The sequence below is a fragment of the Sphingobacterium detergens genome (assembly GCF_003610355.1).
GTDB lineage: Bacteria > Bacteroidota > Bacteroidia > Sphingobacteriales > Sphingobacteriaceae > Sphingobacterium > Sphingobacterium detergens.
Window position 1 is genome coordinate 958,292 of sequence record NZ_RAPY01000001.1, and the last position, 14,481, is coordinate 972,772.

The following is a 14,481-nucleotide window of genomic DNA, read 5'->3' on the forward strand; positions in this document are numbered from 1 at the left end:
ATTTCACGATAATTTGGAAATCTATAAATCGGATTGATTTTCGAAATTGCTCAGCACCTTCAGAAGGTCAATTCCTTTTCCTAATACAGGCTTGAATAAATCTCCTTTTTCCTTCAACCGTTCTACTATATTGAAGATATTGAAATCAGTTGGGCGAAGACCTTTTTTAACTTCAGTCCATTCCAGAGGAGCAGAAACTGGCGCTCCTCCTTTTGGACGTATGCTGTACACACTTGCCAAAGTCTGTGCCCTTCTATTTTGTAGATAGTCCAGATAGATTTTCTTTTTGTCCCTTTTTTGAAGGCTTCTTTCTAATGTGGTAAGATCGGGAAGTTTCTCCTGAACCAGCTGCATGAGTAAATGCCCAAAATCTTTTACCTGATCATAGGTGTATTTTCCTCCCATAGGTATGTAGACGTGAATACCAGAGCTTCCTGAAGTTTTTGGATATCCCGAAATCCCCACCCCATCCAATACTTCTTTTACGGATAACGCTGTTTCTATAACATCCTCGAATGTGTTTTTTTCGGAAGGATCAAGATCGAGTACCAGATAATCGGGAAATTCAGCTTTTTGTACTCGGCTGGTCCATATATTAAGCTCAATACAGCCTAAATTGTTGAGGTAAGCCAGTGTTTCTTTATCATTACAAATGATATAATCGAGGTACTTATCATTGCTTTCAGAAAATACTTTCTGTAATGTGACCCAATCAGGTGTATGTTCGTCCGCATCTTTCTGATAAAAACTTAATCCTCCAATGCCATTTGGAAAACGATTGAGTGACTGGGGGCGGTTTCTAAGATGTGGCAGAATAAACTTGGAAATACGCTGATAGTAATCAACAACATCCCCTTTAGTAATTCCATCTTCGGGAAAATACAGCTTGTTTTGATTGGTAAGGGTGACCTGTTGTTTGCCGATCTTCTTTACTTGATCTTTTTCAGGGGCCTTTTTCGGTGTTTTAGATTCCATTTTAGTTTTTTTATCAGGTAGGTCTGTTGCAAATTTTACATCTAGTGGATCAATATCTTCTCTTAATCTTAAAAAAACAGGATGTCGGTAAATATAATCTGCTGTAAGCTCGCTAAACTTGATCTCAGCCACCAACTCAGGATCGAGCCAGGTCGCTTTGGAATTGGTCTTAGGCGTTACTTTAAATGCCGATTCTTTCACCACCAGTGGTTGCATTTTCTGATATAAATCTCGGAGGAGTTTATCCGTAAAGCCTGTTCCGGTATGCCCACAGAAAACCAGTTCATCCTCCAGGTACTTTCCCAAAATAAGTGATCCGAAATGCTTCCTTGATCCCCTCGGTTCTGTAAACCCAGAGATCACCGCTTCGTCGCTTTTATGAACCTTTATTTTCAGCCATTCCGAACTTCTCATATTTTCTTTATATGTACTGTCCTGTTTTTTAGCGATAATACCCTCCAGTCCCATATCTTCAGCAGCCTGAAAGAAATCTTTCCCTTTATGTAGAATATGGTCGTGATACTGGATAATTTCATTTTGCACTAAGGCTTCTTTTAGCAATTCTTTTCGCTGCAGATAAGAAAGGTTTTCCGTAGAATGCCCGTTCAGCCATAATAGATCAAAAACCTGATATATCAGCACCAGATCTATGTGTTGTTCCCCTATGCGCTGTAACCATTGGAAATTGGGCTTTCCTTTATCATCGTAGGCAACGATTTCACCATCGAGTATCATCTCATGCGTTTGAATTTTGAGCGCATCAGCAATTTTTTTAAAGGATGTCGAAAAATCCAGTCCGTTTCTGGAATATAACTGAATGTTGACATTTCGAATATCTGCGATAGCTCGGTATCCATCCCATTTTATTTCAAAAGCCCAATCTTTGTCATCAAAAGGCCTTTCGGTCGTTTTGCATAACATGGGTTTGATGAAACCGGGCAGTTTCTTTTCCTGAGAAAGTGCCTGCGCATAATTTTTATAATGCTTCAGACTTTTGGCATTTTCATTTTTTTTTTGCTGGTCTTCTTCTGAAGATAAGCTGTGACTTTAGAATTTTTTGAGATGTGTTCTTCGGCATCATAATCTTCGGAAACTGAATATTTGTCTTTATGCTTAATGAGCAACCATGCATTCTCTTCTGCGGCATTTTTTATTTTTACCAGTGCGAATTCGCCTTTCAGCTTTTTACCATGTAAGACAACTTTTAGAGATTGTTTGTGCAGTTCAGCACGCATGATCAAATCGTCGGTTTTTCCTACTATTTTCTCTAATGGTTCATAAGTTCCTTCGTCCCAAATTTCAACTTCTCCGGCTCCGTAATTTCCTTGGGGAATGCTTCCTTCAAATGTCCTATATTCGTAGGGATGATCTTCCACCATCATGGCCAATCTCTTGTCCGATGGGTTAAGGGAAGGACCTTTGGGAACGGCCCAGCTTTTAAGAACCCCTTCCACTTCCAACCGGAAATCGTAATGCAGACGTGTTGCAGCGTGGCGTTGAACGACAAACTTTAATTTTGTGGCATTTTCATTCTGTTTACCTTCCGGTTCGGAAGTAGCCTTAAAGTCTCTCTTTTTATGATATTCTTCTAATGGCATCTTGAAAAACTTAAATTAATCTATCCCACTTTTCTTTTTCCAGATTCGAGGCTAGCTTTTAGCATTGCCATAAGATCCGCCGCTTTTCCAGCTGGCTCTTTGATCTCCTTAGGTTTTGTCTTTTTACCTTTTACTTTCTGTTGGATAATTTTTAACAGGTCTTCATTGTAAGTGTCTCGGTACTTTGAGGGATCAAAAGTCTCTGCTAATGATTTGATTAAGGTTTCTGCCATCTTCAGTTCTTCGGGTTTTGGTGCTTTACCTGATGGAATATTCAATTCACTATAATTTCTCATTTCTTCAGGATACCGCATTCTGTTCACCATCAGGACCTCTTTTTCGTAAGGACGAATCATACATAGGATTTCCCTTTCTCTAAGAATGAATGAACCTATTCCCGCCATTTTGGTTTTCATTAATGCTTCCAGTAATAATCTATAGGCCGCTTCGCCATTTTTTTGAGGCTCCAGAAAATAGGGTGTTTCGAAAAGTGCCGGATCCACTTCTTCTTCTTTTACAAACTGAATAATACTCAATATTTTAGATTTTTCGGGACTTACTGCTTCAAAATCCGCGTTCTCCAATACGATATATTTGTCTTCTATTTTGTAGCCTTTTACGATATTTTCCCAAGCTACTTCTTTATTGGTATTTTCATTTACCCTTTTGTATTTGATATTGCTGAAATCTTTTTTGTCCAGCATATCTAAATCCAAGGTACTCGATTCACTGGCCGAGTACAGCTTGATCGGTATATTTACCAAGCCAAAACCTATTGCTCCATTCCAGATCGCTCTCATATATTCTACTTTTAAGCTACAGCATCAATTCTCATCACCCCTCACTCATTTTACCATTGATAACTAGATATGGAACAAGTCCTTCTAAGGAAAAGTTTTATTGTGTGACATTTTTATATAATATCTCGCAGTGTTCATTGTATCAGATGCATCAGAAGATTTCATGATGTAATAAATTGACTAATTTTCGAGAAAGGTCTCTATACTTAATCATCTTTAGCGTAGGATAAAGGAGATCACAGTTCTTTAAGGCAATAATAATTATGAAAAGAATCGTCTCTTGGATTTCATATTATAAGCCGTCCAAGCAGCTCTTATGAGTAGCAAAATTTAAAATCAACATTCAAGTAATTTACCAATATGTGAGTCTATTTAAGCATCGGGGTAATATTTAATAAATTGTGAAGGTATGGTTGAATAAATTTTTTAGCATTTGAACCAAAAAAATCCGCGATTATGAAACTTAAATTTTCTTTTGTACTCCTCTTCATCCTAGTTATTTTTTCAAATAATCAGGCACAGATAATTTCTTTAAGCGGCAAACAGATCAGTAGAAATTCAATGGACTACTTCCTTCAGAAGCTGACTAACTCCATAATTTCACCATTTTTCAATATTCTCTCTCCGGTGCTAGAAACGCCAATTCGGGCCTGCCCAACAATATATACATCATTACCCGATATCCCTAAAGTGGATTTAGTCCATGTTGTAATAAAAATTTTATATAAAAAAAGTTAAACATATTTAAACATTGTTTAGTATTTATATATATTTACAAGAGTTAATGAAAGCCTTAAAATTAAGACTATCAATATTGCTGTCCACGTTGATCATATATTGTTAATACTGGTCTTTAATCCGGGGCATTAGTTAAGAACCAAATTATTTTTAAGAACTCAAAATCTAAATGTTAGAATTTAATCCCTGGATTTTGATTAATTGAAATCTGCCGGACATCTAAGCAAGGCTTAACTTAAAATGAATAAATATCCTCATAAAACCTCAATTTTCAACTCATGAAAAAGTTAAATAGCTTATTATTATTGCTATGCCTCATACAGGGCGCCTTTGCACAAAGGCATGCTCATGCAGACAATCTGGTCATCATTTCGGTAGATGGTCTACGCTGGCAAGAGTTATTTAAGGGCGCAGAGAAAGATCTGTTGTTAAATGCGAAATTTAATTCGCAGGATTCCCTCGAAAGAATAGCAAAATATTGGTCTGATGATCTAATTCAAAGAAGAACTAAACTAATGCCTTTCACATGGCACATTATCGCTAAACAGGGACAGATTTATGGAAACAGGGATCTGGATAATAAAGTTAATGTGAAGAATCCCTATTGGATATCTTACCCCGGTAGAAGCGAGAATCTTACAGGCTATGCCGATCCTAAAGTAAAATCCAATAACCATCCTAACAATGGGAATAAAAATATTCTGGAATTCATCGACCAGAAAAAGGGATATAAAGGTAAAGTTGTCAGTTTTGCTTCCTGGGATGCTGTAGGTCGGGTCATAAACAGAGAACGGAATGGTTTGCTCGTTAATATTCCCGGTGAAAATATTGCTGCTCATAACCTGAGTGAAGGAGAAAAGCTGAGCAACGAAATCCAGCACTACGAACCCAAAATATGGGGAAGCGGCGAACGTTTGGATGCGACTACGTATGCGCTAGCCAAATCCTATATGAGAGCCAGACATCCCAAGGTGGTTTATCTCGACCTTGCGGATACGGATGAATATGGACATAGCGATCAATATGATTTCTATCTTGATGCTACCAGAAATATAGACGCCATGATCAACAGCCTCTGGAGTTATCTGCAGGAAGATCCCTTCTATAAAGATAACACCGTATTAATGGTCATGCCTGATCACGGAAGAGGTGTAGGAGATCAATGGACAAGCCATGGCGCAAGCATTCCCCATGCAGATGAAACCTGGTTGATTGCTATGGGGCCACACGTAAAGAATTTGGGGGAAATAAAGAGCAGCGGGCAAATTTATCACGATCAATTTGCCAAAACAATGGTGAAATTATTGGGCTTTGATTTTACATCTGAAAACCAGATCGGGGAAATCATCGATAGTTTATTAAAATAGGAGCATTTTATGAGACTGATTACAATACTAATTTTAATGTTTTTTATTCGTCAGGCCAGTGCGCAGCAGCCTATCTATTATCTGAACTTTGACGATTTCAGTTTTAAGAAAGACATTCCACTGCGTGACAGTGCCTATTATAATGTTGATCTGCTACAGTCACACTATTCAAAAGGCTTAAGTGGGCGGGCATTAGATCTTTCAGCCAATGCAACTTTGAGAAGACCGGTTCGGTTGGCAGAGAACACTATTCCCCAGTTTGACGAAAAGACCTCCTTTTCTGTACAGATCTGGGTAAGGACACTGCCGAATGCCAAAATGGGCACTCCGCTCATGGGAAATAAAATTGCAGACGATCTGTCGACTCTGGGATGGCAGCTTTATACCCAGGAAAACGGCGCTTGGGCATTGCTGTTGAATGATGGAAAAAAGCGTTACGATTATCGTCCCACTTCGGAAAGACAACGTGTAAATGACGGTAAATGGCATCAGATCGTCTTTACTGTAGATAAAAATAAAGAGGAAGTGTGGCTGTACCTTGACGGGAAAAATATGGCCATCTATAACACACCCGGTCTTCAAGGTCTTGACAGCAAATATGCCACTGTAGTCGGTGGTTCAGATGAGAAATGGGAATACGGATCAAATGGACAGTGGAATGCATTTAACGGATTTATAGATGAGGTAAAAGTTTGGAAAACGGTGATTTTAGCGGGGGAAGTAGAAAAAATGTATAAGGAGTTTTTTCCAAATGCAAAGGTGAAAGGAGAAATAGCCGATCCCTCTCATTTGAATATATTCTCTTGGAACATCTGGCATGGCGGTCATCGCTATGGTCAGGCGGTAGGATTAGAGCGCGTAATTGAAATCATTAAAGCGACAAATCCAGATATTGTTGGTCTGGTGGAGACATACGGATCGGGAGAAGTGATTGCAGATTCCTTAGGTTACTATTTTTATTTAATTAGTTCCAATCTTTCCATTATGAGCCGTTATCCAATGACAGAAACTGTCAAGGCGTTCCGTCCCAGTAATTTCGGTGGGGTACAATTGGACCTAGGTGTCGGTGGAAAGCTTGTTTATTTTAACACCTGGTTAGACTATCTGCCCGACGTGGACGCAAGTATCCGCCAGCTGAATAAAACTCCAGAACAATTGGTAAAGGATGAAGGACCAACTAGGCATGCGGAAATAAAGGAAATTCTAAAAAAGATAGATCCATACCTAAAAAATTCAGATAATTTACCGCTGATTATGGGCGGCGATTTTAATATGGGATCTCATCTGGATTGGACCGAGGCAACTAAAGGCATACACTACAATCGTGCTGTCAGCTGGCCTGAAAGCAAAGAAATGCTTAAAGCCGGCTTTTCGGACAGTTACCGTGAACTACATATCAACCCGTTATTGGATCCAGGCCTAACTTGGGGAATCAGAGCCGCAACCAATACAGATCTGTACGGCCTAAGAGATCGAATAGATTTTATCTATTACAAAGCAAAGAAACTGGATCCTATGGAATCACGGGTTATTGACTACCACCCTATCATGTTTCCCTCAGATCATGCCGCAATAATGACAAGATTTTACATAAATAAATAATGGACAGAAAAGAGTTTTTAAAAACTAGCGGGCTAGCAAGTGGCACTTTACTTTTTTCAAAGTATCAAGGATTGAGCTCAGCAGCAACAAAAATCAGGATTGGAATGATTACTGATCTGCATCACGACATTATGCATGACGGCATTGAGCGTTTGTCTGCTTTTATTAAAGAGATGAATGAATTGAAACCTGATTTTATTATTCAGGGTGGCGATTTTTGTATGCCCAAGAAAAACAACCGCGCATTGATAGACGTCTGGAATCAATTTAGCGGTCCTAAATATCATGTCATCGGTAATCACGATACTGATGGAGGATTTACGCGCGATCAGGTCGTCGAATTTTGGAATGCTAAGGCAAAATATTATTCATTTGACTCGAATGGATTCCATATTGTTGTGCTCGATGGTAATGAACATAATGAAAGCCCCGATCGTCCCAATGGATATGCACGCTATATTTCTCCCGTACAATTGGACTGGTTAAGAAAAGATCTGGCGGAAACTTCCTTTCCTACAATTGTGTTTTGCCATCAAGGACTGGATAATGATGCCGGCGGATTGGAAAACGGAAGTTTGTTACGTTATGCACTGGAGAAGGCAAACGAAAAGTCCGGCAAAAAGAAAGTTATTTTGGTCATCAGCGGACACCACCATCAAGACTATTATAACCATATCAATGGAATACATTATGTACAGATTAATAGTGCCTCATACCAATGGCTTGGCGACGATTTTAAAGAGATGCGTTATTCAGCAGAGATCGATAAAACACACCCAAATATCAAATACACTGTTCCATACAAAGATCCGATATGGGCAATGATCGAAATTGACGCCAAAGGCATTATTAGGATCAAGGGCAAGAAAACCGTATTTGTGGGGTCGTCTCCTGAACAACTGGGCGTGAACATGGACAATTATGTTTATCCGATTGTACCTTATATTTCAGATAGAAAGCTGATTAGTTAAGTCCATCCATATTTACCTTTGAAATGGACTAAATGATCAGGTTACTATTCCGCTTCCTGTTGCTCAATATAATTGTAATGCCAACAGCAATTTACAGCCAGACAAGTAGTTATAATCAGTTCTGGAATGATTTTCAATTTGTGACACCTATAAAAGGAAAATGGAGTAATGAAATTAATATTGGACAGGTATGGACTAGTGTACCAATTGGCGAGGATCCTTTTCACGCCAATGCGCAGCTCTATGCAAGAGTCTGGCTTCATTACTCCTTTGCAATGTTTAAAGTATCATTATTTACAGGATATAACCATAATCCTGAGATTAGATCAGTAGAGCAAGATGGGCTTCCAGAGATCAGGTCCGCAATACAGGGAATTTATTATTTTAAGAAGACTCCAGTTGCATTATCTGCCCGGTTGCGAATAGAGGATCACCTTGATAAAAGAAGACAAAGAGGTTTAGAAGAAAACTTCCGGGTAAGGAGCCAGTTGAAATTGATAAAACCATTAAATGCCCTGGAGATAACTAAAGGAACAATTTATTTAGCTGCTTCCGAGGAGTTTTTTACACAGACAGGCACCGATATTTTTGAACATCCCCAATTTGGAAGCAACAGGATAACAATTGGATGTGGGTACGCCATTACTAATGATTTTTTGATTGAGATGGATTATTCCAATGATTACTATCCCAGCAAGATTCAGCAACTTTCCTACAATGCGGTACAGGTCAACCTAAGTTGCTACAACTGGCTTAGAAACTTAAAACGTGCTTTAGCCAAATAACCACAAGCTAAGTTGTGTATAATTTAATTATTTAGATTGGAATCAACAATGGCATTATGTATAGCCTAATGCCATTGTTGACACCTATAATTCTGATTCCTCTAGTTGATCGCGGCAAATCTGATCACTTCCTCAGCCTAAAAAATTATCCTTCTACATTTTGCCACCTCTTGGCGCCTGCCAGATTTTATGCACTATCGATAATTTTCGGCAAACAGATCAATAGCTAGCTGTTAATTCCCAATTTTTCAGTAAGCTTTGATAAAAAAAACAAGGAACGATCATTAAATCTCCATTAACCAATTGGTGATAATCACACAGTTACTTCAAATTTCTATTTATTTTTTCATCTTCTTTCATTTACAATTCCTGAATTTTCGTTTACTGTTGGAGCAATTCATAAGTCCAGCTTAATTCGGCTAAGGTTTCTTCGTCTAAGCTTTTATTTTCTATAATCTGCTTTTCTATTTTTACAGAAAATGCTCGTCTTGTAGCTTTGTTGGCTAACCAATTTATTACCTCCCCATCAATAGCTGGATTGGAAAAAGCATTTGTCAATCTATACGGACTTTGAGCATTGTACTCTATATCGTTCAAAACAAAATCTTTAAAATGTAGCAGACCTTCAATACTGTCTGTATTTTCCCATTCGTTCAGAAGCGGTTTTAGGTTGAAATTTGCAACACCAAACATGACCAAATAAGTGCCCACTCTTTCGCTTCCTGGAGAAAAGGGATAAAAGGTCAAACACTTTCTAAAATATAGTACTGAAAATTCAGTGAGCAACTGCATTTCCTCTTTGGCCCATTTTTCGGGCTTGTCAAGGTCTAATCTAGCAAATACAATTTCTGTTGAGTGACAAGGAAAATCAAAGTTATTTGCAAGCTCCAATACTCTTGGTAAGAAATGTTTCATTTCCCACAATTCTCTGTCCGAATAATTTCTTGCAGATCGGTAATAAGCAGCCTCCAATAATTCACTTGATACTGTTCGTAATGGTGTGTTTATCAATCTTGATTCCTCTTCAGCGGTTACACAACAAACTTTGCATACATGCAAAGTTTTCCCAATGACATATTTCTCAAATAGGCTGTATGATTTTTCTATAAGCTCGTCAAGGTTCATTTGGTTTTCAAAAATTTAACTTTGGGTAAGTCATGCATTTGAATGCTTCTATCCAGATAACTCTTTTCATTGCTACTCTAGCAACAAGTCTTGCAATAGTACTTTGTTAATTTCCTTTTGTCGGTGGAACATCAGATGCATCTGATTTTGAATAGTTTTCTAAATATTTTAAGATATCAAATTTAAAATTGTCACAAACATATATTTTTAGAATTGCATAGTTGAAATAGTTATCTATCTCTTTTGTAAAATTGGAAATAAAATTTTGCTTACTTTTCTCGTCAAATGAGTCAAAAATAAATGTCAGTTTTGTAGAATTTTCATCAATTCCTTCAATGTTAACTTTCCATTTAAGTATTCCTTTCTTGGAAAAAGACTCATGAATCATTGGTTTTATTGGATATTTAAGTGTTTCCTTATTATATTCACCCTTGTAAAGCATGATTATGTTAGATTCAAAAGATTTCTCTCGAATTGTTTTTTTGTATAAATTTAAATCGGTAAAGATGTTGGCTGAAACATAGTTTTTGTTCTCTGTAAGGTAAATAGTCGCAATATTTTCGTTTCGGCTTATAGAATCAACTTTCGTTTCTTTCAAACTATACTGAAGCATGGAAGAATCGTTGAAATTATCAAAATAGCGTACAACTTTCTTTAGTGGTAACTTTATCGTTTCTGTTTGACTGTTATTGACAATTTCTTGTCCATATAAACGTAAGTTTGAAATAGATAAAAAAATTGCGATAACTACTATAAAACTGAAATTTGTATTTTGTTTCATTTTTGTGTCGGTTTGTCAAACATGCTCCAACTCACTTAATTGATACATGTTTTTCAGTGCTTAATTGTTTATTTGCACTTCAAATTTAAAGTATCTCTTCTATAACACGCCAAAAGGATTTATGATTCGCTGGCTTTGGTTTACGATTTGCTAAATGAGCAATTGTAGACGGATTTTTTATTCAGGCGAGTTTTCCGACGGGTATCCCCTACTAGGCACAACATTTATAACCTCAGATTGGGAGAATGTGGGTATATGATCTAAATATAATATTGGAATTCGTTTTTTTGTTCTTTGACTTTTTGCATATTAGCAATCGGAAAAGCAAAACATTTAAGCTAGTAAAACTTAAAAATACCAATGAATATGGAAAGAACTTATAACGGCACCTCTATCCTTGATGAGACCCCAACCGGATATCATATCACAATACCCGTAAAAAAACATTTGCCTGTTATTATTTTCCTTACTTTGTGGCTGGTTAGTTGGCTGATGGCAATTAACTTTTTTGGCTCTTCGTTCGGTAATGATTTTCATAATATTATAAATGGAAAATTGGGGTTTGATAGCTTGTTTACAATGGTTTGGCTGGTCTTTGGAGGAGCAGCTGGCTTGTTTGTGATTAAAACTTTGGTCTGGTATCTAATTGGACAGGAGATCATTATGATCGACCACCAACAAATAAGTATTGCTAGAAAAAATGATGTGTTCTTCAGGCCGAGAATATACGATCTAACAGAAGCAAAGAGATTCCATGTTAAGGAAGAGCATCTTGAGTTTTCCTTTTTGGGTCAGCGAAATGATCTGTCATTGTTTAGGAACAGGGGTTCTATTCGATTTGAATATGGTCTGAGAACGATAAAATTTGCGAATGATATGGATCAAGCTGAGGCAAACCACATCTTGGAAACGTTAAGATCGTCGGGGTATCTGACCGCCGCTAATTTTGATTAAATATTGATAGTACAAAATGCAAATGTATCTTTCCAGTCTGGAAATCTATATCCTAGCAAATCGAGTTCTGCTTGGTTAGCCCAATTATTATAGCTTCTTCATTTGTCTGGTGTAAAGGTCCTACCCTGTTCTCTAAAAATCTGATAGATCCACGACTCACTGCTTAAGTTCAATACGCTCATTTTTTGATGGAGCCAAATTATCATCATGGATACCTAAACCTTCTAACATCAACGACAGGTAAATGCAAATAATACCAAAGTTGCCCCATTAGTTTTGTATTTAAAATTCTTTACCTTTAGTCTTACAAACAATAATGAGCTTTGCCAGGCTTTTACAAAAAAGCCAGCGTTTCTCTTTTGATTTGTATGCTGTTCCAATGATTTAAATTGGAACGGTTTCCTTCGCCCATCTACTTTGATGTAACAGAGTGAAGAAAAATCGGAGGATCTAAACAAAATAGAGAACATACAGGGATCTATCAATAATCAATTTGCTAAAGTTGTGGTACTCGCAAATGGATTGTATCATCCAAAACTTAGTATTAGAAAAAACCGGATCCTAACACATCATGAAGCAACCAAACTTTTCAAATTTCCCCGTATTAGAGACCAATAAGTTGGTTCTTCGCAGGCTTTTATTGAATGACGCAAAAGAAATCTATCAGCTGCGTTCGGACATTGAAGTCGCTGCGCTGACAGGAAGAACAGCATGTACAAGCATCGACGAGGCTATTGCATATATCGATAAGATTGATAATATGATCGGTAAAAATGAATGTATATTTTGGGCAGTGTCCTATCGGGAAAACCCGGCTTTGATTGGAGCAGCATACCTCTGGAACTTTGATATTACAAACAGTACAGTAGAAATCGGGTATGAACTGCTCGAAAAGTTTCATGGTAGAGGGATTATGGGAGAGGTTATTGAGCGGATACTCACATATGCATTCGACGTCATGGGCGTTGAAACAATAATCGCATTCCCTTCTGATGACAACCCTTCTTCCCTGAGGCTGCTAAAAAGACTTGGTTTTGAACAAGTTCCACTTCATTTTAAAAATACACACATCAATGTTCCAAATATGCTCACCTATATCCTCTCCTGTCCAACATAAAAATTGGTTCAACAATTTTAACTATTTAAAAGATACATTATATTTATTTAAAAGTAATATCATCAGGTAAGCCCACCACAAGAAATGACAGAACTAGAAAAATACCTTGCAGACTTTAAAGAAGCTGTTGTAAACGTATATCCTATTTCGGATAAGGCATTTAATTTGTTGGCAGAAACTGTGCACATTCAGCAGTTTAAAAAAAATGAAGTTTTACTAAGGGAAGGGCATGTCGCTAATGACATCTTCTTTGTTTGTAAAGGTGCACTAAACTCTTATTTTATAGATGAAAAAGGAGCTATCTGGAATAAATGGATTTATTTGGAGGGAGATTTTGCGAGCACCAGATTTTCGGCAATCATAAAAACACCAAATGAATTCACACTGCAAGCAATTGAAAACACCACGGTGGTATGTCTGCCCTATCATCAGACAAGAAAGGCTATTAATCAAAATGATGAATTAAAGAACCTGTACATTGCCTATCTGGAAAAAAAATGGATAGTCATTAATGAAGAAAGAGAAATTTCCTTACTTACCGAAAGTGCCACTGCAAGGTATCTAAAATTGTTGCAAGCACATCCGGGAATAGAGACCAGAATTCCACTACAATATATTGCTTCACACCTGAGCATTACCCCAACACAATTGAGCAGAATTCGGAAAGAACTAACCAGATAAAAAATCATTGTGCTCAAACTTTGTAAAGTGTGGGCTTAAAATCATGCTTTAATTTTGCTATGAATATAATAGGTCAGGCAAAATTGGAATGTAAATATCTCATTCTTGATTTGTTGACAGTATGTATTAAGGGAAGTGAGGTATAGTGACCTGCATACCGCATGGAAATAAAAGATAAAAAAAACCTTGTACTCAACCTATGTAAAGGGTATCCTCGAAACCACACTCTATTTTTGATTTTTATTAAGCAATAAAAGAAGCAGATTATAGCGCGTTAATTTGAAGTAGAACACAGATTAATGCTAATTCAGCGTTGAACATAAGCAAGTAATAACTAAAAATTGATATTAAATTATGAAAACAATTTCTAAAACACTAAGAATATTTCTAACCGCACTTATTCTTGTCAATGTCGTTCTGATGACCTGTGTAGCCTACCTTTTTTTTAACAACGAGCGCAGGTTAACCGCAGAAAGAATAGATATCAAGGACAGATCGGGAAAAAATCGTATCGTTATTGCAAACACAGATAACATTCCACAACCCATTATCAAAGGGAAGACGTACAAAAGGGCTTACTCCCCTGCGGGCCTGATTTTCTATGATAAAAACGGCGACGAAAGAGGTGGTTTGGCGATTACTGATAATGAGGAGACTAATCTGAATGCACTAGCATTTGATTATCAGAATGCCGATGCCATCGGTATCTTGGCACAAGATAATAAACACGACAATTATTTCAGGGCTGGTCTATTGATTAACGACAAAGACCTATCCGGTAGGCCTGGACATAATATCAACCGTATTAACCTGCTAACTGAAAACGGAAATGCATCTTTGGTGATGAAAGATAATAATGAAGTACCGAGAATTATTTTAAAAGTTGACAGTCTAGGAAATCCTTCTATCGAAATGTTTGACAATAATGGAAAAATGAAATGGAAACAATAAGCTATAGTCCTTATCATAAATTGATAAGGACATGCT

Annotated in this window: 13 protein-coding genes; 8 read left to right on the forward strand and 5 right to left on the reverse strand. The window is 37.2% G+C overall.

The window, feature by feature from the left end:
• Positions 1-21: 21 nt before the first annotated feature.
• From ligD to ku, 3 genes are all read right to left on the reverse strand, one after another.
• Entirely contained in the window at positions 22-1,896 is a 1,875-nt protein-coding gene (gene ligD, locus DFQ12_RS04160) for a DNA ligase D (RefSeq protein WP_120257746.1), read from the reverse strand.
• Between the two features lie 65 nt (positions 1,897-1,961).
• Positions 1,962-2,573 carry a DNA polymerase ligase N-terminal domain-containing protein gene (locus DFQ12_RS04165; RefSeq protein ID WP_120257747.1) on the reverse strand — a complete coding sequence of 204 codons (612 nt, stop codon included), beginning with the start codon at positions 2,571-2,573 and terminating at the stop codon, positions 1,962-1,964.
• A 20-nt stretch (positions 2,574-2,593) separates the two neighbouring features.
• On the reverse strand, positions 2,594-3,373 hold the full coding sequence (gene ku, locus DFQ12_RS04170) for a non-homologous end joining protein Ku (RefSeq protein ID WP_120257748.1): 780 nt from the start codon (positions 3,371-3,373) through the stop codon (positions 2,594-2,596).
• A gap of 1,016 nt (positions 3,374-4,389) precedes the next feature.
• Here ku and DFQ12_RS04175 point away from each other — a divergent pair.
• Genes DFQ12_RS04175 through DFQ12_RS04190 form a run of 4 tightly spaced genes read left to right on the forward strand, consistent with a single transcriptional unit; the run spans position 4,390 to position 8,836 of the window.
• Positions 4,390-5,478, forward strand: coding sequence for an alkaline phosphatase family protein (locus DFQ12_RS04175; protein ID WP_120257749.1), 1,089 nt, complete (start codon positions 4,390-4,392; stop codon positions 5,476-5,478).
• 9 nt (positions 5,479-5,487) lie between these two features.
• Positions 5,488-7,080: a LamG-like jellyroll fold domain-containing protein gene (locus DFQ12_RS04180; protein ID WP_120257750.1), complete on the forward strand. Its 1,593-nt coding sequence runs from the start codon at positions 5,488-5,490 to the stop codon at positions 7,078-7,080.
• On the forward strand, positions 7,080-8,051 hold the full coding sequence (locus DFQ12_RS04185; RefSeq protein ID WP_120257751.1) for a metallophosphoesterase family protein: 972 nt from the start codon (positions 7,080-7,082) through the stop codon (positions 8,049-8,051). Before DFQ12_RS04180 ends, DFQ12_RS04185 begins: the two co-directional genes overlap by 1 nt.
• A gap of 32 nt (positions 8,052-8,083) precedes the next feature.
• Positions 8,084-8,836 carry a DUF2490 domain-containing protein gene (locus DFQ12_RS04190; protein WP_120257752.1) on the forward strand — a complete coding sequence of 251 codons (753 nt, stop codon included), beginning with the start codon at positions 8,084-8,086 and terminating at the stop codon, positions 8,834-8,836.
• A gap of 381 nt (positions 8,837-9,217) precedes the next feature.
• Here DFQ12_RS04190 and DFQ12_RS04195 read toward each other — a convergent pair whose 3' ends face one another.
• Together DFQ12_RS04195 and DFQ12_RS04200 are read right to left on the reverse strand one after the other, a co-directional pair.
• Entirely contained in the window at positions 9,218-9,961 is a 744-nt protein-coding gene (locus DFQ12_RS04195) for a hypothetical protein (RefSeq protein WP_120257753.1), read from the reverse strand.
• Between the two features lie 106 nt (positions 9,962-10,067).
• Positions 10,068-10,742, reverse strand: coding sequence for a hypothetical protein (locus DFQ12_RS04200; protein WP_120257754.1), 675 nt, complete (start codon positions 10,740-10,742; stop codon positions 10,068-10,070).
• A gap of 366 nt (positions 10,743-11,108) precedes the next feature.
• On the opposite strand from DFQ12_RS04200, the gene DFQ12_RS04205 reads away from it, so the two are divergent.
• The 4 genes from DFQ12_RS04205 to DFQ12_RS04225 all read left to right on the forward strand — a co-directional run bounded on the left by DFQ12_RS04205 (position 11,109) and on the right by DFQ12_RS04225 (position 14,445).
• Positions 11,109-11,696, forward strand: coding sequence for a hypothetical protein (locus DFQ12_RS04205; RefSeq protein WP_120257755.1), 588 nt, complete (start codon positions 11,109-11,111; stop codon positions 11,694-11,696).
• Positions 11,697-12,267: 571 nt separating this feature from the next.
• Positions 12,268-12,813 carry a GNAT family N-acetyltransferase gene (locus tag DFQ12_RS04215; RefSeq protein ID WP_120257757.1) on the forward strand — a complete coding sequence of 182 codons (546 nt, stop codon included), beginning with the start codon at positions 12,268-12,270 and terminating at the stop codon, positions 12,811-12,813.
• A gap of 84 nt (positions 12,814-12,897) precedes the next feature.
• Positions 12,898-13,494, forward strand: a complete 597-nt coding sequence (locus DFQ12_RS04220) for a Crp/Fnr family transcriptional regulator (protein ID WP_120257758.1) — start codon at positions 12,898-12,900, stop codon at positions 13,492-13,494.
• Between the two features lie 354 nt (positions 13,495-13,848).
• Entirely contained in the window at positions 13,849-14,445 is a 597-nt protein-coding gene (locus tag DFQ12_RS04225; protein ID WP_120257759.1) for a hypothetical protein, read from the forward strand.
• Positions 14,446-14,481 lie beyond the last annotated feature (36 nt).

Bases quoted from the DNA above. Each gene is read 5' to 3' on its own strand.
- ligD (WP_120257746.1), bottom strand. From the start codon at position 1,896: ATGTTATGCAAAACGACCGAAAGGCCTTTTGATGACAAAGATTGGGCT.
- DFQ12_RS04165 (WP_120257747.1), bottom strand. From the start codon at position 2,573: ATGCCATTAGAAGAATATCATAAAAAGAGAGACTTTAAGGCTACTTCC.
- ku (WP_120257748.1), bottom strand. From the start codon at position 3,373: ATGAGAGCGATCTGGAATGGAGCAATAGGTTTTGGCTTGGTAAATATA.
- DFQ12_RS04175 (WP_120257749.1), top strand. From the start codon at position 4,390: ATGAAAAAGTTAAATAGCTTATTATTATTGCTATGCCTCATACAGGGC.
- DFQ12_RS04180 (WP_120257750.1), top strand. From the start codon at position 5,488: ATGAGACTGATTACAATACTAATTTTAATGTTTTTTATTCGTCAGGCC.
- DFQ12_RS04185 (WP_120257751.1), top strand. From the start codon at position 7,080: ATGGACAGAAAAGAGTTTTTAAAAACTAGCGGGCTAGCAAGTGGCACT.
- DFQ12_RS04190 (WP_120257752.1), top strand. From the start codon at position 8,084: ATGATCAGGTTACTATTCCGCTTCCTGTTGCTCAATATAATTGTAATG.
- DFQ12_RS04195 (WP_120257753.1), bottom strand. From the start codon at position 9,961: ATGAACCTTGACGAGCTTATAGAAAAATCATACAGCCTATTTGAGAAA.
- DFQ12_RS04200 (WP_120257754.1), bottom strand. From the start codon at position 10,742: ATGAAACAAAATACAAATTTCAGTTTTATAGTAGTTATCGCAATTTTT.
- DFQ12_RS04205 (WP_120257755.1), top strand. From the start codon at position 11,109: ATGGAAAGAACTTATAACGGCACCTCTATCCTTGATGAGACCCCAACC.
- DFQ12_RS04215 (WP_120257757.1), top strand. From the start codon at position 12,268: ATGAAGCAACCAAACTTTTCAAATTTCCCCGTATTAGAGACCAATAAG.
- DFQ12_RS04220 (WP_120257758.1), top strand. From the start codon at position 12,898: ATGACAGAACTAGAAAAATACCTTGCAGACTTTAAAGAAGCTGTTGTA.
- DFQ12_RS04225 (WP_120257759.1), top strand. From the start codon at position 13,849: ATGAAAACAATTTCTAAAACACTAAGAATATTTCTAACCGCACTTATT.